The sequence below is a fragment of the Pseudomonas sp. McL0111 genome (assembly GCF_052567255.1).
This window is the reverse complement of record NZ_CP199585.1, coordinates 345,560-369,670: the sequence shown is the minus strand read 5'-3', so window position 1 is coordinate 369,670 and position 24,111 is coordinate 345,560. Positions and strand designations below refer to the sequence as shown.

24 protein-coding genes are annotated in these 24,111 nt (G+C 60.1%); 14 read left to right on the top strand and 10 right to left on the bottom strand.

Annotation, left to right across the window (positions count from 1 at the left end; translation table 11 throughout):
• Positions 1-4: 4 nt before the first annotated feature.
• From ptsP to ACTWLJ_RS01805, 6 genes are all read right to left on the bottom strand, one after another.
• Entirely contained in the window at positions 5-2,518 is a 2,514-nt protein-coding gene (gene ptsP / locus ACTWLJ_RS01830; RefSeq protein WP_445179664.1) for a phosphoenolpyruvate--protein phosphotransferase, read from the bottom strand.
• 55 nt (positions 2,519-2,573) lie between these two features.
• On the bottom strand, positions 2,574-3,596 hold the full coding sequence (locus ACTWLJ_RS01825) for an SIS domain-containing protein (RefSeq protein WP_445179663.1): 1,023 nt from the start codon (positions 3,594-3,596) through the stop codon (positions 2,574-2,576).
• Positions 3,577-4,683, bottom strand: a complete 1,107-nt coding sequence (nagA, locus tag ACTWLJ_RS01820; protein WP_401220299.1) for an N-acetylglucosamine-6-phosphate deacetylase — start codon at positions 4,681-4,683, stop codon at positions 3,577-3,579. The genes ACTWLJ_RS01825 and nagA overlap by 20 nt, the downstream gene beginning before the upstream one ends.
• Before the next feature lie 33 nt (positions 4,684-4,716).
• Positions 4,717-5,448, bottom strand: a complete 732-nt coding sequence (locus ACTWLJ_RS01815; RefSeq protein WP_445179662.1) for a GntR family transcriptional regulator — start codon at positions 5,446-5,448, stop codon at positions 4,717-4,719.
• A 441-nt stretch (positions 5,449-5,889) separates the two neighbouring features.
• The gene (locus ACTWLJ_RS01810) at positions 5,890-6,405 is read right to left on the bottom strand and encodes a L,D-transpeptidase family protein (protein WP_445179661.1); all 516 of its coding nucleotides are present in this window, start codon (positions 6,403-6,405) and stop codon (positions 5,890-5,892) included.
• Between the two features lie 84 nt (positions 6,406-6,489).
• Positions 6,490-7,041, bottom strand: coding sequence for an NUDIX hydrolase (locus tag ACTWLJ_RS01805; protein WP_401220290.1), 552 nt, complete (start codon positions 7,039-7,041; stop codon positions 6,490-6,492).
• Positions 7,042-7,187: 146 nt separating this feature from the next.
• Here ACTWLJ_RS01805 and ACTWLJ_RS01800 point away from each other — a divergent pair, with 146 nt between their 5' ends.
• From ACTWLJ_RS01800 to purT, 5 genes are all read left to right on the top strand, one after another.
• Complete coding sequence (locus ACTWLJ_RS01800) at positions 7,188-7,787, top strand: CoA pyrophosphatase (protein WP_445179660.1); 600 nt, start codon at positions 7,188-7,190, stop codon at positions 7,785-7,787.
• A gap of 46 nt (positions 7,788-7,833) precedes the next feature.
• Positions 7,834-8,358 (top strand): gamma carbonic anhydrase family protein, encoded by a 525-nt coding sequence (locus tag ACTWLJ_RS01795; protein WP_034154816.1) that lies wholly within the window; start codon positions 7,834-7,836, stop codon positions 8,356-8,358.
• The gene (locus ACTWLJ_RS01790; RefSeq protein ID WP_445179659.1) at positions 8,355-8,564 is read left to right on the top strand and encodes a DUF1289 domain-containing protein; all 210 of its coding nucleotides are present in this window, start codon (positions 8,355-8,357) and stop codon (positions 8,562-8,564) included. Before ACTWLJ_RS01795 ends, ACTWLJ_RS01790 begins: the two co-directional genes overlap by 4 nt.
• Positions 8,565-8,780: 216 nt before the next feature.
• A complete protein-coding gene (locus ACTWLJ_RS01785) occupies positions 8,781-9,248 on the top strand; it encodes a preQ0 transporter (protein ID WP_401220282.1) in 468 nt (155 codons plus the stop codon).
• 100 nt (positions 9,249-9,348) lie between these two features.
• Positions 9,349-10,530 (top strand): formate-dependent phosphoribosylglycinamide formyltransferase, encoded by a 1,182-nt coding sequence (gene purT / locus ACTWLJ_RS01780; RefSeq protein WP_445179658.1) that lies wholly within the window; start codon positions 9,349-9,351, stop codon positions 10,528-10,530.
• Between the two features lie 98 nt (positions 10,531-10,628).
• Here the strand turns inward: purT and ACTWLJ_RS01775 are convergent, their stop codons facing one another.
• The 3 genes from ACTWLJ_RS01775 to ACTWLJ_RS01765 form a co-directional block, all read right to left on the bottom strand.
• Entirely contained in the window at positions 10,629-11,945 is a 1,317-nt protein-coding gene (locus tag ACTWLJ_RS01775; RefSeq protein ID WP_401220276.1) for an MFS transporter, read from the bottom strand.
• A gap of 373 nt (positions 11,946-12,318) precedes the next feature.
• Complete coding sequence (locus tag ACTWLJ_RS01770) at positions 12,319-13,551, bottom strand: transporter associated domain-containing protein (RefSeq protein ID WP_445179657.1); 1,233 nt, start codon at positions 13,549-13,551, stop codon at positions 12,319-12,321.
• Between the two features lie 12 nt (positions 13,552-13,563).
• Positions 13,564-14,376 (bottom strand): cytochrome C assembly family protein, encoded by an 813-nt coding sequence (locus tag ACTWLJ_RS01765; protein WP_445179656.1) that lies wholly within the window; start codon positions 14,374-14,376, stop codon positions 13,564-13,566.
• A 195-nt stretch (positions 14,377-14,571) separates the two neighbouring features.
• Here ACTWLJ_RS01765 and ffh point away from each other — a divergent pair, with 195 nt between their 5' ends.
• From ffh to ACTWLJ_RS01735, 6 genes are all read left to right on the top strand, one after another.
• Positions 14,572-15,948, top strand: a complete 1,377-nt coding sequence (gene ffh, locus ACTWLJ_RS01760) for a signal recognition particle protein (RefSeq protein WP_445179655.1) — start codon at positions 14,572-14,574, stop codon at positions 15,946-15,948.
• Between the two features lie 249 nt (positions 15,949-16,197).
• Entirely contained in the window at positions 16,198-16,449 is a 252-nt protein-coding gene (gene rpsP / locus ACTWLJ_RS01755; RefSeq protein WP_236480137.1) for a 30S ribosomal protein S16, read from the top strand.
• Between the two features lie 5 nt (positions 16,450-16,454).
• Positions 16,455-16,991, top strand: coding sequence for a ribosome maturation factor RimM (rimM, locus tag ACTWLJ_RS01750; RefSeq protein WP_401220262.1), 537 nt, complete (start codon positions 16,455-16,457; stop codon positions 16,989-16,991).
• 2 nt (positions 16,992-16,993) lie between these two features.
• Entirely contained in the window at positions 16,994-17,746 is a 753-nt protein-coding gene (gene trmD, locus ACTWLJ_RS01745) for a tRNA (guanosine(37)-N1)-methyltransferase TrmD (RefSeq protein WP_445179654.1), read from the top strand.
• A 45-nt stretch (positions 17,747-17,791) separates the two neighbouring features.
• The gene (gene rplS, locus ACTWLJ_RS01740) at positions 17,792-18,142 is read left to right on the top strand and encodes a 50S ribosomal protein L19 (RefSeq protein ID WP_003175895.1); all 351 of its coding nucleotides are present in this window, start codon (positions 17,792-17,794) and stop codon (positions 18,140-18,142) included.
• A gap of 139 nt (positions 18,143-18,281) precedes the next feature.
• A complete protein-coding gene (locus ACTWLJ_RS01735) occupies positions 18,282-18,695 on the top strand; it encodes an acyl-CoA thioesterase (protein ID WP_221729888.1) in 414 nt (137 codons plus the stop codon).
• Positions 18,696-18,809: 114 nt separating this feature from the next.
• On the opposite strand, the gene ACTWLJ_RS01730 is transcribed toward ACTWLJ_RS01735, so the two are convergent.
• Positions 18,810-20,621: a cation:proton antiporter gene (locus tag ACTWLJ_RS01730; RefSeq protein ID WP_445179653.1), complete on the bottom strand. Its 1,812-nt coding sequence runs from the start codon at positions 20,619-20,621 to the stop codon at positions 18,810-18,812.
• Positions 20,622-20,729: 108 nt separating this feature from the next.
• On the opposite strand from ACTWLJ_RS01730, the gene xerD reads away from it, so the two are divergent.
• From xerD to ACTWLJ_RS01715, 3 genes are all read left to right on the top strand, one after another.
• Positions 20,730-21,626, top strand: a complete 897-nt coding sequence (gene xerD / locus ACTWLJ_RS01725) for a site-specific tyrosine recombinase XerD (protein WP_445179652.1) — start codon at positions 20,730-20,732, stop codon at positions 21,624-21,626.
• A gap of 255 nt (positions 21,627-21,881) precedes the next feature.
• Complete coding sequence (gene dsbC / locus ACTWLJ_RS01720; protein ID WP_445179651.1) at positions 21,882-22,613, top strand: bifunctional protein-disulfide isomerase/oxidoreductase DsbC; 732 nt, start codon at positions 21,882-21,884, stop codon at positions 22,611-22,613.
• A 131-nt stretch (positions 22,614-22,744) separates the two neighbouring features.
• Positions 22,745-24,049: a homoserine dehydrogenase gene (locus tag ACTWLJ_RS01715; protein WP_346609114.1), complete on the top strand. Its 1,305-nt coding sequence runs from the start codon at positions 22,745-22,747 to the stop codon at positions 24,047-24,049.
• Positions 24,050-24,111 lie beyond the last annotated feature (62 nt).

Here is a 24,111-nt window from a genome sequence, read left to right as displayed (position 1 = left end):
TTTGTTAGCGCAGAGGCCAATGTTGATGACAGGCATGACGGACCGCAGCAGCACTGCTCAACTTGAGCAGTTCGGTGCTGAGACGTTGGCATTCGGCTTGGTGCAACTGGCGCACGCGGTCCTTGATTTCACCGATCTGCACCGGGCTCACCGACAGCTCAGTCACGCCCAGACCAATCAGCACCGGCGTCGCCAGCGGGTCCGAGGCGAGGGCGCCGCAGACACCGACCCAACGCTTGTGCACCGCCGCGCCTTCGCAGGTCATGGCGATCAGACGCAGCAGCGACGGATGCAAGGCATCGACCCGCGCGGCCAGACCGGCGTGGTCACGGTCCATGGCCAGGGTGGATTGCGACAGATCGTTGGTGCCGATGGACAGGAAGTCTGCATGCTCGGCCAGTTGTTCGGCTTGCAGCGCGGCGGCCGGGACTTCGATCATCACGCCGATTTCCGGGCGTTGGGCGATGTTCAATTCCAGGCACAACGCATCGACGCGCTGGCGAATGTGCAGCAGTTCGTCGACTTCGGTGACCATCGGCAACAGGATTCGGCAACGACGCAAAGGGCTGACTTGCAGCAGCGCACGCAGTTGCTGATCGAGAATTTCCGGACGCGCCTGAGCCAGTCGAATACCGCGCAGACCGAGCACCGGATTGGCCTCGGCCGGCAGTGGCAAATAGTCGAGTTGCTTGTCGCCGCCAACGTCGATGGTGCGGATGATCACCGAGTGATCACCCATCGAGTCGAGCACGGCTTGATAGGCGACGCGCTGTTCTTCAACGTCCGGCGCGGTGTTGCGATCAACGAACAGAAACTCGGTACGCAACAGGCCGACACCATCAGCGCCATTGGCAAAGGCATCCGCCGCTTCACCGCTTGAGGCGACATTCGCGACCACTTCGATGGCCACGCCGTTGCGGGTTTCTGCCGGCAGATGTGCTTGAGCTTGTTGCGCGTCGCGACGTTGTTGGCGGTCGATTTGCGCTTGTTGAACTTCGGCCAGACGATCTTCGCTCGGCGTCAGTTCGAGGCGACCGCCATCGGCGTCGAGCACCACCGCTTGACCTTGCGGCTGATCGAGCAAGGCAGATCCCAGCGCGACCATGCACGGCAGGCCTTTGCCCCGCGCCAGAATTGCCACATGCGAAGTCGCGCCACCCTCGGCCATGCACAACCCGGCGACACCTTGCGCGCTGAGTTGCAGCAGATCCGACGGCGTCAGTTCATGGGCGGCAACGATGGCGCCGGCCGGCACTTCGTATTGCCAGGCCTCGCCAAGCAGTGCGCGCAACACGCGTTGCTTGAGGTCGCGCAGATCGTTGGCGCGTTCGGCCAGCAGCGCGCTGCCGGTCTGTTGCAGCACTTCACATTGCACGTCGATGGAGTGGCTCCAGGCGTGAGTCGCCGCCGTGCCCTGGTCGATGGATTGTTGCGCGGCGTCGAGCAGGGCCGGGTCTTCGAGCAAAGCCAGATGCGCGGCGAAGATCGCTTCCTCGTCGGCATTCTTGTGCTTCTTCGCTTGAGTGAGGGTGCTGGTGATTTCGCAGCGAACCTGATTCAAAGCGCTGTCGAGATTTTGCAGTTGTTCAGCCGAATCATGATTGCCGGGATCTGCCGGCAGGTTGATTGCGTTCAAGCGAAACAGTGGGCCGCCAACCAGTCCCGGTGCGGCGCACACGCCGTGCAACACACCGGCCTCGGCCGCACGTTTACGCGGTGCAACGCTGACGGGCGCAGCGGCGTGATGATCGGCGGGCAGGGCGGTGGCGAGTGCGGCGAGCAAGGCTTGCAACGCGGCATCGGCGTCCGGGCCCTGACAGCTGACTTGCACTTCATCCTGCTCACCAATCGCCAGACCCATCAAGCCGATCAGGCTGATGCACGGCGCCGACTTACCGGCGAAATGTAGTTGCGAATGGCTTTTGAAACCCTGCGCAGTCTGGCGGATCAATGCTGCCGGACGTGCGTGCAGACCACCGCGATGGGCGACGTGCACATGGCCATGAACTTCGGGGCCATCGAGTTCTTCAGTTGTCGCAGCGGTACTTCTGCGGGCGACGATGTGCAGCAAAGGGTCGCCGACTTTTACTGATTTGAGGGTGATCGGGCGTACCTGAAAATCCTGGCTGTTGGTCAGGATCAACAGGCTGACGAGGCTTTTACATTGCTGGCCGACCTTGTCCAGGTCATAGCGCAACAGCGCCTGGCCTTTGCTGACCCGCGTGCCTTCCTTGACCAGCATCGAGAAGCCTTCGCCTTGCAACTCGACAGTATCGAGGCCCAGGTGCAGGAGGATTTCGGCGCCGTTGTCGGCACGTATGGTCAACGCGTGGCCGGTGCGAGCGACATGAATCACCACCCCGGCGCACGGCGCATACAAGGTGTCGTTGAGCGGGTCGATGGCAATGCCATCGCCCATCGCGCCACTGGCGAACACCGCGTCCGGGACTTTGGCGAGCGTGAGCACCGGGCCGCTGAGCGGGGCGCTGAGGGTCAGCTCTTTATTGTTGTTATGCATGGCTCGGTCTCATCAGTAATTTTCGCTCTATCGCTGAGTCGCTCTTGGCGAGTGATCAGTGGGTGCGGGTCACTTTGCTCAGATGGCGCGGTTGATCCGGGTCCATGCCACGCGCCACGGCCAGACCGGCCGCCATCACGTAGAAGCTCTGGATTGCCAGAATCGGATCGAGGGCCGGGTGTTCGGCGCGGCTCAGGGTCAAGTCGCGTTCGCTCACGTCATCCGGCGCGGCGAGCAACACACGGGCGCCGCGCTGACGCATTTCTGCGGCCAGACTCAGCAGGCCAGCCTGTTCGGCACCGCGTGGCGCAAACACCAGCAGTGGATAGTGCTCGTCGATCAACGCCATCGGGCCGTGACGGACTTCGGCACTGCTGAAGGCTTCAGCCTGAATCGCCGAGGTTTCCTTGAATTTAAGTGCCGCTTCTTGAGCGATGGCGAAACCGGCGCCACGGCCGATCACCATCAAACGTTCGCAATCGCGCAGGGCATCGATTGCCACGCTCCAGTCCTGTTGCGCGGCGTCGCGCAAACCTTGGGGCAAGGCATTGCCGGCTTCGAGCAGTTCGCTGTCTTCTTTCCAGTGCGCGATCAGACGGGCGCTGGCGCTGAGGGTGGCGATAAAGCTCTTGGTCGCGGCGACGCTGCTTTCGGTGCCGGCCAATAGTGGCAGGCTGAATTCACACGCGGCTTCCAATGGTGATTCGGCGGCGTTAACCATCGACACGCTCAAGGCGCCACGCTTGCGCAACAGACGCAGGCTGTTGACCAGATCCGGGCTCTGCCCCGACTGCGAAAAGGCGAACGCCACCTGACCGCTGACCTTCAGCGGCGCCTGTTGCATGGTCACCACCGACATTGGCAACGACGCCACTGGAATCCCCAGTTGCTGCATGGCCAGATAGGCGAAGTAGCTCGCCGCGTGGTCGGAACTGCCGCGAGCGACGGTCATCGCCACTTGCGGTGGCTGGCGGCGCAGGCGCCCGGCGATCTCGATCATTTGCGGGTCGAGCTGTTGCAGTTGGGCTTGCACGGCCTCGAACGAGGACAGCGCCTCTTCAAGCATTTTTGAAGTCAATGTCTTCTCCTTCGACCATGACGGCGGTCAGTGTGAGCGAGCGATCCAGCCGCACGCAGTCGGCCCAGGCGCCAGGTTCGAGGCGCCCGCGTTCGGTGATGCCGAGGTAGTCGGCGGGGAATTGCGAAAGACGTTGCGAAGCTTCGGCAATCGGCAGGCCGATCTTCACCAGATTGCGCAGCGCCTGATCCATGGTCAGGGTGCTGCCGGCCAACGTGCCGTCGGGCAGGCGCACGCCGCCCAGGCATTTGGTCACGGTGTGGCTGCCGAGCTTGTATTCACCGTCGGGCATGCCGGCGGCGGCGGTCGAGTCGGTGACGCAATACAGGCAGGGAATCGAGCGCAGGGCCACGCGGATTGCCCCGGGGTGTACGTGCAGCAAGTCAGGAATCAGCTCGGCGAATTTGGCGTGGGCCAGTGCCGCGCCGACGATCCCCGGCTCGCGGTGATGCAGCGGGCTCATGGCGTTGTACAGGTGAGTGAAACTGGTGGCGCCGGCTTCCATTGCAGCCACGCCTTCCTCGTAACTGCCGAGGGTGTGGCCGATCTGCATGCGCACGCCACGACCGCTGAGTTCGCGGATCAAACCGTCGTGACCGGCGATTTCCGGGGCAATGGTGATCACCCGGATCGGCGCCAGTGCCAGATATTCTTCGACTTCGGCCATCAGTGCGGTGTGAGCGAAGTTCGGTTGTGCGCCGAGTTTGCCAGGGTTGATGTACGGTCCTTCGAGGTGTACGCCGAGGACTCGGGCGGCACCTTTCGGCCGCTGCTCGCAGAACTCGCCGACTTCCTTGAGCACGCGGGAAATCTCGGCGCTCGGCGCGGTCATGGTGGTGGCCAGCAGCGAAGTGGTGCCGAAACGCACGTGGGTTTTGGTGATGGTCTCGAAGGCGTCGACGCCTTCCATGATGTCTTTGCCGCCACCGCCATGCACATGCAGATCGATGAAACCCGGCAGCAGATACGGCAGGTCATTGTCGGCCGGATCGCAGGGCACGCCTTCGATTGACACGACTTTGCCGTGTTCGTGGATCAGCCGGCCGCGAACCCAGCCTTGAGCGGTGAGGATGTTGTCTTCGGACATTTCGGTTCTCGCTATTCGGGCTGCGGCGCTGGGTCAGCGACGAAGCTCTGCAACAAAGTCGTAGTAGTCGTTGCGGCAATAGGTGTCGGTGACTTCGATAGGTGTGTTGTCTTCGAGGTAGCCGACCCGGGTCATCAGCAGCATGGCGGTGCCGGGGGCAATGCCGACCAGTGCGGCGAACTCGTCCGAGGCGTTGATCGCCTGAATGTGCTGCAGGGCGCGGACTATCGGTTTGCCGATGCCGTCGAGGTATTCGTAGAGCGAATCGCCGACCAGTTGCGGCTTGGGCATGATCGAGGCGGGCAGGGCGCTCATCTCGATGGCCATCACGGTGTCGTCGGCCTTGCGCAGGCGTTTCATGCGCGCCACCTTGTCGTTCGGCGACAGGCTCAGGCGGATCAGTTCTTCGTGGGTTGGCAGGGTGATTTCCCGTTCCAGCCACTGCGAGCTGGGCACGAAACCCTTGAGGCGGAGCATCTCGCTGAAGCCGGACAGGCGTGACAGCGGTTGTTCAAGACGGGGAGTGATGAAGGTGCCGGAACCTTGCAGGCGGCGGATCAGCCCTTGATCGAGCAACACTTCCAGCGCCTTGCGTGCGGTGACCCGGGAAATACCGAGCAACTCGCTGAGATTGCGTTCGGACGGCATCGCCTGTTCAGCTTTCCACTGACCGGCATGGATCGCCGATTCCAGATTGCGCGCCAGTTGCAGGTACAACGGCGTCGGCTGGGTGTCGTCTGGGCGTAGGGCCTGGATGTCGTTCATGTAAGTCATTTCCGACGCGAGTATAGGATTGTTGTAGCTCGCTTGTGGGGCGGAAATTAATACCACTTGAATACCATGTCAACGCATGGAAATCGCCTTTGGCCCAATGAAATGGCGGCTTTCGAGGGTGATGTATTGAAGTGGTATTAGAGGTGGGCTGTAAAAAGCAAAAGATCGCAGCCTGTGGCTGCTTCTACAGTTCAGAGTGGTATCACCCCTGTAGGCGCTGTCGCAGGCTGCGATTTTTTGATTTATTTTTTCAGGCCGACCGGTGGCAGGGGAGAAATGGGGTCCCTGTGGCGAGGGAGCTTGCTCCCGCTCGACTGCGCAGCAGTCGCAAAGCCTGAATGTCAGATCTGACTGAAAGCAAAGCGCGGGCCGCTTCGCAACCCAGCGGGAGCAAGCTCCCTCGCCACAGGAGCGTTGCCATATTGGAGGGCGTTACGGGCGGATTTCGATCATCGTGCCGTCCGGCACCATGCCCCAGACTTCACGCATGTCCATGTTGCGCATGGCGATGCAGCCGTCGGTCCAGTCGAGGGTGTGGAACAGGTCTTCAGGTGTGTCTTCCGAATCCGGAGTGCCGTGGATCATGATCATTCCACCAGGCTCGACGCCTTCACGCCGGGCGCGCGCCGAATCGCTGATGTTCGGGTAGGAGATGTGCATCGCCAGGTTGAACTTGTCGCTGACCTTGCGCCAGTCAATCCAGTAGAGGCCTTCAGGTGTGCGTTTGTCGCCTTCAATCAGCTTCGGACCTTTCTTCGCGCCCTTGCCCAGGGAAATGCGATAGGTCTTCACGGGTTTGCCGTCGACGATCAATTGCAACTGATGAGCTGATTTGAGCACCAGTATTTTTTCGATAAGCGGGGTATTCGAAGGCGTTACCGTGGTCACGAAGGACGCTTGGGAGACCGTAACGAACGACAGGCAAAACAGGGCAAGCAACCAGCGCATTGAAACGATTCCCCAAGGAGTGACGCAAACAGGTTTTATGTAGGAGCTGCCGAAGGCTGCGATCTTTTGATCTTCTAGCCGCAATCAAACGATGACAGGCTGCACCAACGGCGGAATCGATTCCGAACGCACCGGATACACCTCAACACGCCGATCAGCAAAGAAGCATTCTAAGGTACGACCCACCGTGCGGAAAGCCAGCTCGTCCCATGGAATGTCGGCTTCGTCGAATAGTTGCACTTCGAGGCTCTCGGGGCCGGCAGCGAAATCCAGATCGACCAGCTCGGCGCGGAAGAACACATGCACCTGACTGATGTGCGGCACGTCGATCAAGGTATAGATGCTCAGGTTGCGCACCCGGGCGCAGGCTTCCTCGGCAGTTTCGCGGATCGCGGCCTGCTCGATGGTCTCGCCGTTCTCCATGAAACCTGCGGGCAAGGTCCAGTAACCGAGGCGCGGCTCGATGGCGCGGCGACACAGCAGCACTTTGGTGCCCCAGGTCGGCACGCAGCCGGCGACAATATTGGGGTTCTGGTAGTGAATGGTCTGACAGCTTTCACAGACAAAACGCAGCCGCGAATCGCCTTCGGGAATGCGCTGGATCACCGGGTTACCGCACTGGCTGCAAAATTTCATGCTGGGGTTCCTGAATGCTGCGCCTATCTTGGCGTGCAGCGGTGCCGGTCGGCAAGTTGTCGTTTCGCGACATGGTCCGGAACGGGGCTTGGGCGGCTGCAATGATTGGTGCATGATGCAGGGTAAGGCACAGAACGAGAACACTCATGCTGGACGAGCTACTGCATCGGGTAAGTAACCACACACCGCGCACGCTGGAGACTGACAAACGTTTCCCCGAGGCCGCCGTTCTGGTGCCAATCACCCGCAGTGAAGAGCCGGAGCTGGTGCTGACCCTGCGCGCCAGCGGGCTGTCGACCCATGGCGGCGAAGTCGCCTTCCCCGGCGGACGCCGTGACCCGGAAGACCCGGACCTGATTTTCACCGCGCTGCGTGAAGCCGAAGAGGAAATCGGTCTGCCACCGGGGCTGGTTGAAATCATCGGGCCACTGAGCCCACTGATCTCCCTGCATGGCATCAAAGTCACGCCTTATGTCGGCGTGATTCCCGATTATGTCGAATACTTGGCCAATGACGCCGAGATCGCCGCGGTGTTCAGCGTGCCACTGGAATTCTTCCGCACCGACCCTCGAGAACACACTCATCGCATCGACTATCAAGGGCGTAGCTGGTACGTGCCGAGTTATCGATTTGGTGAATACAAGATCTGGGGCCTGACCGCGATCATGATTGTCGAGTTGATCAACCTGCTCTATGACGCGAAGATCAGCCTGCACAAACCGCCAAAAAGCTTTATCAACACCTGAAGCCATCGTTCGAATGGCCAGTCTTCGTGAGCCTGAGGAAAACACCATGAAATACCGCTTGGGCGACGCCCGTGTCGAAACCCATCCACAGAGCTGGGTCGCACCCAATGCCGTGCTGGTGGGCAAGGTCAAACTGGAAGAGGGCGCCAACGTCTGGTTCAACGCCGTGTTGCGCGGCGACAACGAACTGATCCTGATCGGCAAGAACAGCAACGTCCAGGACGGCACGGTGATGCACACCGACATGGGCTTTCCGCTGACCATCGGCACCGGCGTGACCATTGGCCACAACGCCATGCTCCACGGCTGCACGGTTGGCGACTACAGCCTGATCGGCATCAACGCGGTGATTCTCAACGGAGCGAAGATCGGCAAGAACTGCATCATCGGCGCCAATTCGCTGATCGGCGAAGGCAAGGAAATCCCGGACGGTTCGCTGGTGATGGGCTCGCCGGGCAAGGTTGTGCGCGAGTTGACCGAGCCACAAAAGAAGATGCTCGAAGCCAGCGCCGCGCACTATGTGCATAACTCCCAGCGTTATGCGCGTGATCTGGTCGAGCAAGAAGAATGAACACCCCCGAAAGACCGGTGAAGTCGCCATGCGTGAACATCTGCGCGCTGGATGACGATGACGTGTGCACTGGCTGCCAGCGTACGGTGGAAGAAATCACCCGTTGGAGCCGTATGACTAATGACGAGCGCCGGGCGGTGCTAGGGTTGTGTCATGAACGGGCGAAGGCGAGTGGGTTGGTGTGGATGCTTCCAGCCAAACACTGACGGTTTGGCTGAAAAGCTTTTGTGGCGAGGGAGCTTGCTCCCGCTGGGGCGCGAAGCGGCCCCTCTTTTGATCTTGAAAGCGAAGGTCTGCTGCGCAGCCCAGCGGGAGCAAGCTCCCTCGCCACAGGTGTGTATACAATTCGTAAGCCGACTTGGCCGAACTCTCTACCTCAAGTAATCTGTGCGCCTTGATTCCTCAGGCATCCCGCGCCCCTCATGATTTTCCTCATCGCCTATATCAGCAGCGTCGTGCTGATCAACTTCGCCTTCTCCACCGCACCACACCTGGACATCATCTGGTCGGCCTGGGGCGGCTTGGTGTTCGTGTTGCGCGACATGGTGCAAATCCGCTTCGGCCATGGCGCCATCGCGGCGATGCTGGCGGCGCTGGTGTTGTCTTACGTCACGTCCGATCCGTCCATCGCATTGGCCAGCGCCACAGCGTTCGCGGTCTCCGAAATCATCGACTGGCTGGTATTCAGCATCACCAAGCGCCCGTTGCGCGACCGCTTGTGGATCAGCTCGGCGCTGAGTATTCCGCTGGATACCTTCATCTTTTTCGGCCTGATCGACGCGCTGACTCCCGGCGTGATCATCACCGCGCTGGCCTCGAAATTTGCCGGTGTCACCGCCGTCTGGCTGATCATGGCGTGGCGCGAGCGCAAACAGGCTGTCGCCGGCTGAAGCCAAACCCTCGGGTTCATGTAAAATGCCGCGCTTTCTCCCCATGGAAAGCACGCATGGCGTCGCTTTCCTCGATGATCCGCTTCTTTGAGGACCTGAGATGACCCGTATCGGAACTCCATTGTCGCCAACCGCGACCCGCGTATTGCTGTGTGGCTGTGGTGAGTTGGGCAAGGAAGTGGTGATCGAGCTGCAACGCCTGGGCGTTGAAGTGATTGCCGTCGACCGCTACGCCAACGCGCCGGCCATGCAAGTCGCCCATCGCAGCCATGTGATCAACATGCTCGACGGTGCCGCACTGCGTGCGGTGATCGAAGCCGAGAAGCCGCACTTCATCGTGCCGGAAATCGAAGCCATCGCCACCGCTACGCTGGTCGAACTGGAAGCCGAAGGCTTCACCGTGATCCCGACCGCCCGCGCTGCACAACTGACGATGAACCGCGAAGGCATCCGTCGTCTGGCCGCTGAAGAGCTGGACCTGCCGACCTCGCCGTACCACTTTGCCGACACCTTCGAGGATTACAGCAAAGCCGTGCAGGATCTGGGCTTCCCGTGTGTAGTCAAGCCAGTGATGAGCTCGTCGGGCAAAGGCCAGAGCCTGTTGCGCAGCAATGACGACGTGCAAAAAGCCTGGGACTACGCGCAAGAGGGCGGTCGTGCCGGTAAAGGTCGGGTGATCATCGAAGGCTTCATCGACTTCGATTACGAAATTACCCTGCTGACCGTGCGCCACATCGGCGGCACCACGTTCTGTGCGCCTGTCGGTCACCGTCAGGAGAAGGGCGACTATCAGGAATCCTGGCAGCCGCAGGCCATGAGCCCGGTTGCTCTGGCGGAATCCGAGCGCGTTGCCAAAGCCGTGACCGAGGCCTTGGGTGGTCGTGGCATGTTTGGTGTCGAGCTGTTCATCAAGGGCGATCAGGTGTGGTTCAGCGAAGTGTCGCCGCGTCCGCATGACACCGGTCTGGTGACCCTGATTTCTCAGGATTTGTCGCAGTTCGCACTGCACGCCCGGGCGATTCTGGGGTTGCCGATTCCGTTGATTCGTCAGTTCGGCCCATCGGCTTCGGCGGTGATTCTGGTGGAAGGACAGTCGACCCAGACTGCATTCGCCAACCTTGGCGCTGCGTTGAGCGAGCCGGATACGGCGCTACGTTTGTTCGGCAAGCCAGAGGTTAATGGTCAGCGCCGGATGGGTGTGGCGTTGGCGCGGGATGAGTCGATCGAGGCTGCCCGTGCGAAAGCGACACGTGCTGCTCAGGCTGTCGTTGTAGAGCTCTAAACCGCGGCGCGCCTATCGCCAGCAGGCTGGCTCCCACATTTGATTTGTGGTGTACACAAAACCAATGTGGGAGCCAGCCTGCTGGCGATGCTTCTGATTCAGGCAATCTGATTCAGGTCGTTATTCTTCGTTTCCTTCAAACACAGCACCGCAATCAAACTCAGCACCGCCGCCCCCGACACATACCCGCCGACGTAACTCAACCCCCCCATCGCCACCAGTTTCTGCGCAAAGAACGGCGCCGCCGAGGCTCCGACAATGCCGCCGAGGTTGTACGCCGCCGACGCGCCGGTATAACGCACGTGGGTCGGAAACAGCTCCGGCAGCAAAGCACCCATCGGGGCGAAGGTCACGCCCATCAAGAACAGCTCGATGCACAGGAACAGCGCCACGCCCCAGGTCGATCCCTGAGTCAGCAGCGGTTCCATCAGAAACCCGGAAAGAATCGCCAGCACACCACCGATGATCAGCACCGGTTTGCGTCCGTAACGGTCGCTGGCCCAGGCCGACAACGGGGTGGCTGCCGCCATGAACAGCACGGCAAAACACAGCAGGCCAAGGAACGTTTCGCGGCTGTAACCCAGTGTGGAGACGCCGTAGCTCAAGGAAAACACCGTCGAGATATAGAACAGCGCGTAACACACCACCATCGCCGCCGCGCCGAGCAAAGTCGGAACCCAGTATTGGCTGAACAGCTCGACCAGCGGCACTTTCACCCGTTCCTGACGGGCAATGGCGTTGGCGAATACCGGGGTTTCGTGGAGTTTCAGGCGCACGTACAGGCCAACCATCACCAGCACCGCGCTGAGCAGGAACGGAATCCGCCAGCCCCAACTGCGGAACTGTTCGTCATCCAGCGTCAGGGCCAGCGTCAAAAACAGGCCGTTGGCCGCGAGGAAACCAATCGAAGGGCCGAGCTGCGGGAACATGCCGAACCACGCCCGCTTGCCCTTCGGTGCGTTCTCCGTGGCCAGCAGCGCGGCGCCGCCCCATTCACCACCAAGCCCCAGGCCCTGGCCGAAGCGCAGCACGCACAGAAGGATCGGCGCCCAGGCACCAATGGTCGCGTAACCCGGCAATACGCCGATCAGCGTGGTGCAGACGCCCATCAACAGCAGCGAAGCGACGAGGGTCGATTTACGGCCGATGCGGTCGCCAAAATGGCCGAACAACGCCGAGCCCAGCGGCCGGGCGAGGAACGCGATACCAAAGGTCAGAAACGCCGAAAGCATCTGCGCGGTGCCGGAGGTCTGCGGAAAGAACACCGGCCCGATCACCAGCGCTGCGGCGGTGGCGTAGACATAGAAGTCGTAGAACTCGATGGCGGTGCCGATAAAACTCGCCGTGGCCACACGAGTGGCGGAGTTGGTCGGCTGGGCAGGCGCGGTGTCGCTGTAAGCGGTACTGGTCGTCATGCGGTGATCCCTGACAGTCATGAGCTCCGTTGGAGCGAATTATTATGGTCGAGCACCCAGGGATGTGGGATGAGGCACGGTCGCTGTTTCAGGTAGGAACAGTCGCCGGAGTGCAGCGGAAATGGCCGAGACCGGTCGGATGCGGGATAAGCACGCGGTGCGGCGACGCTTGGGTAAGCGGCCCGATTATAGGAAGGTGGCTAACGATTGAACAAGAGCAAGAAACGAGGCAAAAGGTATTGGCTGACCTGAACTGTGACGAGGGAGCTTGCTCCCGCTCGGGCGCGTAGCGGTCGTAAAAATCGAGTGCTCTACATAAAGGCATGGGGCTGCTTCGCAACCCAGCGGGAGCAAGCTCCCTCGCTACAAGAGCTTAGACCGTGGCTGGCACTAAGCTCGTATGCCAGATCAGCACCTTGCTCACCCGGTTCTCTTCGGTCTCGAGAATCTCCAGCCGATAGCGCCCGATCTTCAGGCACACAGCGCTTTCCGGAATGGTCTCCAGCGCCTCGGTGACCAAACCGTTGAGGGTTTTCGGCCCGTCGCTCGGCAAGTGCCAGCCCAGGCACTTGTTCAGTTCGCGGATCGAGGCAGTGCCGTCGATCACCATGCGCCCGTCGGCCTGTGGGTGAATGTGCGGGTTGTCGAGGCTGTGCTCGCTTTCGAATTCGCCGACGATCTCTTCGAGAATGTCTTCCAGCGTGACGATCCCCAGCACTTCGCCGTATTCGTCGACCACCATGCCCAGACGTCGCTGTTGCTTGTGGAAGTTCAGCAGTTGCAGCTGCAACGGCGTGCTTTCCGGGACGAAGTACGGTTCGTAGCTGGCCGCCAGCAGCGCTTCACGGGTCAGTTCGCCATTGTTCAGCAAATGGCGGATCTGCCGGGTATTGAGTACCGCTTCGACCTGATTGATGTCGCTGTGAAACACCGGCAAACGCGTGCGTTTGTTGTGGCGCAGTTGTTCGATGATTTCTTCGATCGAGTCGTCGAGGTTGATGCCGTCGACATCGCTGCGCGGCACCAGAATGTCATTGACCGTGATGTTGTCCAGTGCATGAATGCCCGACACCGGATGCAGGCGAACCGGATGTTCCGGGTCGTCATGCCGGTCCGTCGGCATCTCATCTTCGCTTTGCTGCACCACCTGGACCTTGCGTGCAAACGGTCGCATCAGCAAACGGCTGATTCGACTCAAAAGCCAGGCGAGCGGATAAACGATTTTCAGCGGCACCGCGAGCAAGGTATTGCCGAACGCCAGCACCGCATCCGGATAACGCTGGGCGAGGGTGCGCGGGAAATAGTCGGTAAACACCAGCAACAGTGCGGTGGCGGCGAGGCAGGCTGCCCATGGGCCGTTTTCTTCGCAGAGGAAGATCGCCAGCAACGTGGCGATGACCACGGCGAAGGCGCGGCACAAGGTGTTGCAGAGGATCAGGCTGTCGAGCGGAAAGCTCAGTTTCGCCAGCGGTTTATCGCTGGCGCGCGAGGCGGTACGTTGCGCCAGCAGATGCTGCTGCGCCGCTTCGACGGCGGTAAACAGCCCTGCCCATAAAATCAGCAGGACAAATACCGCGAGCATCGGCCCTATGGGCAAACCGTCCATTTATGCCGCCCGTCAGATGTGCAGGATGTATTCACGAACCAGTTTGCTGCCGAAATACGCCAACATCAGCAGGCAGAAACCGGCGAGGGTCCAGCGAATCGCCTTGTGGCCGCGCCAGCCGAGACGGTTGCGACCCCACAGCAACACGCTGAACACGACCCAGGCCAGACAGGCCAACAGGGTTTTATGCACCAGATGCTGAGCGAACAGGTTCTCGACGAACAGCCAGCCGGAAATCAGCGACAGCGACAGAAGCGTCCAGCCGGCCCAGAGGAAACCGAACAGCAGGCTTTCCATGGTTTGCAGCGGCGGGAAGTTCTTGATCAGCCCCGAGGGGTGCTTGTGCTTGAGCTGGTGATCCTGCACCAGCACCAACAACGCCTGGAACACTGCGATGGTGAACATGCCGTAAGCGAGGATCGACAGCAGAATGTGGGCGAGGATGCCCGGCTCTTCATCGATGATCTGCACCGTACCGGCGGGCGCAAATTGCGCCAGCAATACGGTGATCGCCCCCAGCGGGAACAGCAGAACCAGCAGGTTCTCCACCGGAATGCGCGAACACGCAATCAAGGTCAGCGCGATGACCGCAGCGGCGATCAGGCTTGAGGCGCTGAAAAAATCCAGCCCCAGACCGATCGGGGTCAGCAGGTGCGTGAGCAGGCTGGCGCTGTGGGCCAGCACGGCGAAAACGCCGAGCGTAACCAGCAGGCGCTTGTTCGCCCTGGCGCCGGAGGCCAGGCGAGTGCTCTGATAAATGGTCGCAGCGGCATACAGAAGGGCGGCGGCGAGGGTGGTCAGCAAACTGGGTGACAAGGGGAGCATAAATCCTGTTAGGCAAGCCCGAAAGGGGCTGAGTTTGGCATAGAACCGCCACAGCACGAAAGTGCGAGGTGTCCGCCCGACGCAGTCTTCGCTATAATCCGCGACCTGCCCACGCCGCAGGCTCGCCGAGCACATGTTGATTCCGGTCTGGGCCGCCATTATCCCGGTCTGTACAGGGCCTGAAAGGATCGCGCAATGTTTGAAAACTTAACCGACCGTCTCTCGCAGACGCTGCGCCATGTCACCGGCAAGGCCAAGCTGACCGAAGACAACATCAAAGACACCCTGCGTGAAGTGCGCATGGCGTTGCTTGAGGCCGACGTTGCACTGCCGGTGGTCAAGGACTTCGTCAATTCGGTCAAGGAACGCGCCGTCGGCACTGAAGTGTCGCGCAGCCTGACGCCGGGCCAGGCGTTCGTGAAGATCGTCCAGGCCGAACTCGAAAGCCTGATGGGCGCGGCCAACGAAGACTTGAACCTGAGCGCCGTGCCGCCAGCCGTCGTGTTGATGGCCGGTCTGCAAGGTGCCGGTAAAACCACCACCGCCGGTAAACTTGCGCGCTTCCTTAAAGAGCGCAAGAAGAAATCGGTCATGGTCGTGTCGGCGGACGTTTACCGTCCTGCGGCTATTAAACAGCTGGAAACCCTGGCCAACGACATCGGCGTGACGTTCTTCCCGTCCGACCTGAGCCAGAAGCCGGTCGACATCGCCACCGCGGCTATTAAAGAAGCAAAACTGAAATTCATCGACGTGGTCATCGTCGATACCGCCGGTCGTCTGCACATCGACGAAGAGATGATGGGCGAGATCAAGGCGCTGCACGCCGCGATCAACCCGGTCGAAACCCTGTTCGTGGTCGATGCCATGACCGGTCAGGATGCCGCCAACACGGCCAAGGCCTTCGGTGATGCACTGCCGCTGACCGGTGTGATCCTGACCAAGGTCGACGGTGATGCCCGTGGCGGTGCCGCACTTTCGGTTCGCGCCATCACCGGCAAGCCGATCAAGTTCATCGGTATGGGCGAGAAGACCGAGGCGCTGGAGCCGTTCCACCCTGAGCGTATCGCTTCGCGAATCCTCGGCATGGGCGACGTGCTCAGCCTGATCGAACAGGCCGAAGCGACCCTCGACAAGGACAAGGCCGACAAACTGGCCAAGAAGCTGAAGAAGGGCAAGGGCTTCGACCTCGAAGACTTCCGTGATCAGCTGCAACAGATGAAGAACATGGGCGGCCTCGGCGGCCTGATGGATAAGCTGCCGACGATGGGCGGCGTCAATCTGGCGCAAATGGGCAATGCCCAGGGTGCGGCAGAGAAGCAGTTCAAGCAGATGGAAGCCATCATCAATTCCATGACCCCGGCCGAGCGCCGCGACCCTGAGCTGATCAGCGGTTCGCGCAAACGCCGGATCGCCATGGGTTCCGGCACTCAAGTGCAGGACATCGGTCGCTTGATCAAGCAGCACAAGCAGATGCAAAAGATGATGAAGAAGTTCTCCGCGAAAGGCGGAATGGCGAAAATGATGCGCGGCATGGGCGGTATGTTGCCCGGCGGCGGTATGCCAAAGATGTAAAGAACTCGCCGGTCGTCGCACCGGCGCAGGCCCCGCAAGGATGCGGGATCAACAGCAAACCCGCACTTGGCGGGAGCTGACCGGCCGTTTTTATCGACGGCTCTATATGCAAATCTGCACGGCCTGCCATAGGCGCCGGAAAAAGTCATTTGCAAAAGTCCGGATATTCCTTAGAATATGCGGCCTTTCGGGCACCCATGCCCGCTGTGCATTTAGATTTGCAGCACCGACTACAGGAACGATGTTCACATGCTAACAATCCGTCTTGCCCTTGGCGGCTCCAAAAAGCGCCCGTTTTACCACCTGACCGTAACCGACTCGCGTAACCCGCGTGACGGCTCCCACAAAGAACAGATTGGTTTCTTCAATCCTGTTGCCCGTGGTCAGGAAATCCGTCTGTCCGTGAACCAAGAGCGCGTAGCCTACTGGCTGAGCGTTGGTGCACAACCTTCTGAGCGCGTTGCTCAGTTGTTGAAGGAAAATGCCAAGGCTGCGGCCTGAGCAATATGAACGCGACGCCAACTGTTGCCGATGATTTGATCGTTATTGGCAAGATCTACTCTGTTCACGGCGTTCGCGGCGAAGTGAAGGTGTATTCCTTTACTGATCCGACTGAAAACCTGTTGCAGTACAAAACCTGGACGCTCAAGCGCGAAGGCAATGTCAAACAGGTCGAGCTGGTCAGTGGACGCGGGAGCGACAAGTTCCTGGTCGCAAAGCTCAAGGGTCTTGATGATCGTGAAGAAGCTCGTCTTCTGGCCGGTTATGAGATCTGCGTGCCGCGCAACCTGTTCCCTGAATTGACCGACGGCGAGTACTACTGGTACGAGCTGGAAGGTCTGAAGGTCATCGATCAACTGGGGCAATTGCTCGGGAAAGTCGATCATCTTCTGGAAACCGGCGCCAATGATGTAATGGTAGTCAAGCCTTGCGCTGGCAGCCTGGATGATCGCGAACGCCTGTTGCCCTATACGGAGCAATGCGTGTTGGCAGTCGACCTGGCAGCGGGCGAGATGAAGGTGGATTGGGACGCGGACTTCTAAGCGTGGCTAACTTGCGCGTAGAAGTGATCAGTTTGTTTCCCGAGATGTTTTCCGCCATCGGCGACTACGGCATCACCAGTCGTGCGGTCAAACAGGGGCTCTTGCAGCTGACCTGTTGGAATCCGCGAGATTACACGACGGATCGGCATCACACTGTGGACGATCGCCCGTTTGGCGGTGGTCCGGGCATGGTGATGAAGATCAAGCCCCTGGAAGATGCGCTGGCTCAGGCCAAAGCAGCAGCCGGGGAGGCGGCGAAGGTTATTTACCTGTCGCCCCAAGGCCGTCAACTGAATCAGTCGGCGGTACGCGAGTTGGCAAAATCGGATGCATTGATCCTGATTGCCGGCCGCTACGAAGGCATTGACGAGCGTTTTATAGAGGCTCATGTCGATGAAGAGTGGTCGATTGGCGACTATGTACTGTCTGGCGGCGAGCTGCCGGCGATGGTCCTGATCGATGCGGTTACACGGCTGCTGCCCGGAGCTTTAGGGCATGCGGACTCCGCGGAGGAAGATTCCTTCACGGATGGTTTGCTGGATTGCCCGCACTACACCCGACCGGAGGTGTATGTGGATCAGCGTGTTCCCGACGTGTTGCTAAGTGGCAACCACGCGCATATCCGGCGTTGGCGTTTACAGCAGTCCCTTGGTCGGACCTATGAACGACGCGCCGATCTTCTGGAAAGCCGCTCGCTTTCTGGAGAAGAGAAGAAGCTGCTCGAGGAATACATCCGCGAGCGGGACGATAGTTAACAACGTATCGATGGTAAATCAGACGATTTACCTTAGGAGCACAGCATGACTAACAAAATCATCCTTGCACTCGAAGCAGAGCAGATGACCAAAGAAATCCCTACCTTTGCCCCGGGCGACACTATTGTCGTTCAGGTGAAAGTGAAGGAAGGTGACCGTTCCCGTCTGCAAGCGTTCGAAGGCGTTGTAATCGCCAAGCGTAACCGCGGCGTGAACAGTGCATTCACCGTTCGTAAAATCTCCAACGGTGTTGGCGTAGAGCGTACTTTCCAGACCTACTCCCCGCAGATCGACAGCATGGCTGTTAAACGTCGCGGTGACGTACGCAAAGCCAAGCTGTACTACCTGCGCGACCTGTCGGGTAAAGCAGCTCGCATCAAGGAAAAACTGGCTTAAGTCCAGCTTCCGATGCAGAAAAAAGCAGCCTACGGGCTGCTTTTTTGTTGCCTGCAATTTATCCCTGCAGGAGCTGCGGAACGCTGTGATCTTTTGATCTTGCTTTACGGATAGCCCCTCAAAACCTGAGCCAAACGTTATGACCCCTCGCGACCAGGAAATCGAACGCCGCACCGAACTCTCGGTGACCCGCGTAACCAAAGCGGTCTTCCCGCCGACCACCAACCACCACAACACCCTGTTCGGCGGCACCGCGCTGGCCTGGATGGATGAAGTGTCGTTCATCACCGCCACACGTTTCTGCCGTTTGCCGCTGGTGACCGTGTCCACTGACCGCATCGACTTCAACCACGCGATCCCCGCCGGCTCCATCGTTGAGTTGGTAGGGCGAGTGATCAAGGTCGGCAACACCAGCCTCAAGGTCGAGGTGGAAGTGTTCGTTGAAAGCATGAGCTGCGATGGTCGCGAGAAGGCGATTCACGGGCAGTTCAGCTTTGTTGCGATTGATGATGACAAGCGGCCAGTGCCGGTGCTGCCGGGTTTCGCCGCCTGATTGAATACCGAGTCGCGGCCATCGCGGGCAAGCCCGCTCCCACAGTGTCCGTGTCGTACACAGAATTTGTGAACGCCGCTTACCCTGTGGGAGTGAGCCTGCTCGCGATTCGATTTACGAGGCGCTGCTGGTTTCCGGCTGAATCAACGCCAGTAACGTCCACCCAGACCCGGGCTTCAATGTGGTCTCAGGCGTCACCACATGCACCCAGCCACTGTCATCGCGCATAAACAGCAACGTCGCCCGATTACCGTGTAATGCCTGGTACTCATCCCAACTGAAACCATCGGTCAGCGTCGTGCTGTAAATCTCCGCCCCCTGACCCAACTGACCGGCCAGCCTGGCGTAAGTCAGCGCCTCGCTACCCAACTGGTTGCCACGATGTTCCAGACTCGCCCGGTGTTTATCAGTGCGACGGCTTTCATGCCCGCTGGCCAGCCCGAACAGGCGCTGATGCCCAAAGTCATGGCGAAAGCGCATGGCGGCAAGCGTATTGAGTTCGCCTGATGGCGACAGCGCCAGCAAATGCCCCAGGCCGACCAGATCCAGGTGCGCATCGGCATGTTGCGAAGCGGGATTACCGAAGTAAGTCGGTAAACCTTCCATGCGCGCCGCGCGAATATTCTCCCAGCTCGAATCGGTCAGCAGCACGCGGCTGCCCAATTGCTGCAGCGACTTGCCGAGCAAACGTGCCGGGCCATTGGCGCCGACGATCAGAAAACCGCTGGGCGCCGGCTCGGCTACTTTCAGCAGTCGCGCCAATGGCCGCGCGGTAGCGCTTTGCAGCACCACGGTGCCGATGATCACGGCGAATGTCAGTGGCACCAACAGCAACGCGCCTTCGTGTCCCGCCTCATCCAGGCGAATCGCGAAAATCGCCGAAACTGCCGCCGCTACAATCCCCCGTGGCGCGATCCAGCACAGCAATGCGCGCTCGCGCCAGCTCAAGCTGGAACCGGCGGTGCTGAGCATCACGGTCAGCGGTCGGGCGATCAGTTGAATCACCAGCAGCAGAATCAGCACCAAGGGGCCGAGGCTGATCAGCGCATTCAAATCCAGTCGTGCCGCCAGCAGAATAAACAGACCGGAAATCAGCAGTACGCTGAGGTTTTCCTTGAAGTGCAGGATATGCCGCACATCCACGCCTTTCATGTTGGCCAGCCACATGCCCATCAGCGTTACCGCCAACAGGCCGGACTCGTGCATCACTTGGTTGGAGGCGATGAAAATGCCCAGCACAGCGGCCAGCGATGCCAGATTGTGCAGATACTCCGGCAACCATTGTCGACGGATGACGGTACCGAGCAACCAGCCACCAGCGATCCCGAACGCGCTGCCGCAAGCAATCACACCACCGAAGGTCAACAGACTCTGCTTGAGGCCATGACCTTCGCCGCTGGCAATGATGAAGCTGTAGACCACCACGGCGAGGAGGGCGCCGATTGGATCAATAACGATCCCTTCCCAGCGCAGAATGTTGGCAATCGATGCTTTCGGTCGTACCACCCGCAGCATCGGCACAATCACCGTCGGCCCGGTGACCAGGGTCAGGCTGCCGAACAGGATCGCCAGCAACCAGTCGAAGCCGAGCAGCCAGTGAGTGGCGACCGCGATGACGATCCAGGTTGCGATGGCGCCAATGGTCACCAGTCGATGGACGACGCTGCCGATTTCGCGCCATTCCGACAGGTGCAGGGTCAGGCTGCCCTCAAACAGAATCAGTGCCACCGCCAGCGAAACCAGCGGCATCAGCAGCGGGCCGAACATCTCCTGCGGGTCGAGCCAGCCAAGCACGGGCCCGACTAGAATCCCGGTCAATAACAGAAACAGAATCGCCGGCAGCTTCAGGCGCCAGGCCAGCCATTGGCAGCCCAGCGCTGCGGCGCCGATCCCGCCAAATGCCAAAAGAATTTGTTGCTCGTTCATTGAAGCTCCCTGTTCCTTGATATAGCGGGCTATGAAAGACTAGCGGCCATTCCTTCAGTTCACTCTACATTTGTGCGCAGCCGTTGAGTCTGCGTGTCTTGAGCGCCCATGCCTGCTATCGACCACCCGCTGATTGACCAATTTCTCGATGCCCTGTGGCTGGAGAAAGGCCTGTCCGACAACACCCGCGACGCCTATCGCAGTGATCTGGCGCTGTTCAACGGCTGGTTGCTGGAGAAGAACCTGGAGCTGAGCAATGCCGGCCGTGAATTGATTCTCGACCATCTGGCCTGGCGTCTGGAGCAGAACTACAAACCGCGGTCCACCGCGAGATTCCTCTCCGGTGTGCGTGGGTTTTATCGCTACCTGTTGCGGGAAAAGTTGATCACGGTCGATCCGACCTTGCGCGTCGACATGCCGCAACTCGGCAGACCGCTGCCAAAATCGTTGTCGGAAGCCGACGTCGAAGCACTGCTCAAGGCGCCGGATCTGAGCGAAGCCATCGGCCAGCGTGATCGCGCCATGCTCGAAGTCCTCTATGCCTGTGGGTTGCGCGTGACGGAGTTGATCAGCCTGACGCTGGAACAGGTCAACCTGCGCCAGGGCGTGTTGCGGGTGATGGGCAAGGGCAGCAAGGAGCGGCTGGTGCCGATGGGCGAGGAGGCGATTGTCTGGATCGAGCGCTACATGCGTGATGGTCGACAAGAGCTGTTGGGTGGGCGTCCCAGCGATGTGCTGTTTCCCAGCCTGCGTGGCGAACAGATGACCCGCCAGACCTTCTGGCACCGGATCAAGCATCAGGCCAAGGTCGCCGGGATCGGCAAGTCGCTGTCGCCGCATACGTTGCGACATGCCTTCGCCACCCACTTGCTCAACCACGGCGCCGACCTGCGGGTGGTGCAGATGTTGCTCGGCCACAGCGACCTGTCGACGACGCAGATCTACACCCACGTAGCCCGCGCCCGCCTGCAAGACCTCCACGCCAAACACCACCCGAGAGGTTGAATACAAACTCTGTAGGAGTGAGCCTGCTCGCGATGGTGGTCTGTCAGTCACCGCTGTGTTGTCAGGCCTGCCGCTATCGCGAGCAGGCTCACTCCCACAGGATCTTCGGTGCTCACAAAATCTCTGGCGACAGGCGCATTCGGTCGCCGAGGCCTTATGTGGTAGGCTTTCCCGGTTTGCACGATGGACGGTTATGACCCGGTGTTTCGACACGGGCGTTCTGATCGTTCCATTTGTCCGCCTTCAGGAGTTCTCATGCGTCTGACCCAGATTATCGCCGCCGCAGCCATTGCGTTGGTCAGTACCTTTGCCGTCGCCGATGACGCGGCCGACAAAGCCATTCGTAAAAGCCTGGAAAGCCTCCAGCTCGAAACCCCGATTGAAACCATCAGCGCCAGCCCGCTGGCCGGTCTGTATGAAGTCAAACTGAAAGGCAGCCGCGTGCTGTACGCCAGCGCCGACGGCCAGTACGTCGTTCAGGGCTACATGTTCGAGCTCAAGGACGGCAAACCGGTCAACCTGACCGAGAAAACCGAACGCCTCGGTATCTCCAAACTGGTCAACGGCATTCCGGTCGCTGAAACCGTGGTTTACCCGGCGATTGGCGAAACCAAGTCGCACATCACTGTCTTCACCGACACCACCTGCCCGTACTGCCACAAACTGCACGCGGAAGTACCTGAGCTGAACAAGCGCGGCATCGAAGTGCGCTATGTAGCGTTCCCGCGCCAGGGCCTCGGCTCGCCGGGTGATGAGCAACTGCAAGCCGTGTGGTGCTCGAAAGACAAGAAAGCCGCGATGGACAAGATGGTCGATGGCAAGGAAATCAAGGCCGCCAAGTGCGATAACCCGGTTTCCAAGCAATTCGCCCTCGGTCAGTCGATTGGTGTGAACGGTACACCGGCCATCGTTTTGGCTGACGGCCAGGTCATTCCGGGCTACCAGCCTGCGCCACAAGTCGCCAAACTGGCGCTGGGCGTCAAGTAATTCGCATCGTCACGGTCAGCCTTTGACGATCATGGTCCGGCGGCAACGTCGCCGGGCCATTAATAGAGAACCGCGAGCACGCGGTTGTTTTCCGGCCGGCCTTGAGTCGGCCGTTTTATGGGGAGTTCACAGTGAATCCGGTCAAAGTAGGCATCTGTGGGTTAGGGACCGTCGGTGGCGGTACCTTCAACGTACTTCAGCGCAACGCCGAGGAAATTGCTCGTCGTGCCGGGCGTGGGATCGAAGTGGCACAAATTGCCATGCGCACGCCAAAGCCTCAGTTCCAGACGACCGGTATTGCGATTACCAACGATGTCTTCGAAGTGGCCACGAACCCTGAGATCGACATCGTCATAGAGCTGATGGGCGGCTATACCGTTGCCCGCGAGCTGGTACTCAAGGCCATCGAGAATGGCAAGCATGTGGTCACCGCGAACAAGGCTCTGATTGCCGTTCACGGTAATGAAATTTTCGCCAAGGCTCGCGAGAAAGGCGTGATCGTGGCGTTCGAAGCGGCTGTGGCCGGTGGCATTCCGGTGATCAAGGCGATCCGTGAAGGCCTGTCCGCCAACCGCATCAACTGGGTCGCCGGGATCATCAACGGCACCGGTAACTTCATCCTCACCGAGATGCGCGAGAAGGGCCGTACGTTCGAAGACGTGCTGGCCGAAGCTCAGGCACTGGGTTACGCCGAAGCCGATCCGACCTTCGACGTCGAAGGCATCGATGCGGCGCACAAGCTGACGATTCTGGCGTCGATTGCTTTCGGCATTCCGCTGCAGTTCGACAAGGCCTACACCGAAGGCATCACCAAGCTCACCACCGCTGACGTGAACTACGCCGAAGCGCTGGGTTATCGCATCAAGCACCTGGGCGTAGCCCGCAGCACTGCCGCCGGCATCGAGTTGCGTGTACACCCGACGCTGATCCCGGCTGATCGCCTGATCGCCAACGTCAACGGTGTGATGAACGCGGTAATGGTCAATGGTGACGCTGCCGGTTCGACCCTGTTCTACGGCGCTGGTGCCGGCATGGAACCCACCGCTTCGTCGGTGATCGCCGACCTGGTGGACGTGGTTCGCGCCATGACGTCGGACCCGGAAAACCGCGTGCCGCATCTGGCGTTCCAGCCGGATTCGCTGTCGGCTCATCCGATCCTGCCGATCGAAGCCTGCGAAAGCGCCTACTACCTGCGCATTCAGGCCAAAGACCATCCGGGCGTGCTGGCACAAGTGGCGAGCATCCTCTCGGAGCGCGGCATCAACATCGAGTCGATCATGCAGAAGGAAGTCGAGGAGCATGACGGCCTGGTGCCAATGATCCTGCTGACCCATCGCGTACTGGAACAGCACATCAATGATGCGATTGCTGCCCTGGAAGCGTTGGCCGGCGTGGTCGGTCCGGTTGTGCGTATCCGCGTCGAGCACCTGAACTAAGTCGTCATCGTGTACCGGGCCCACACGTGGGCCCGGCATAACGAACACTCTGCATTGGAGTC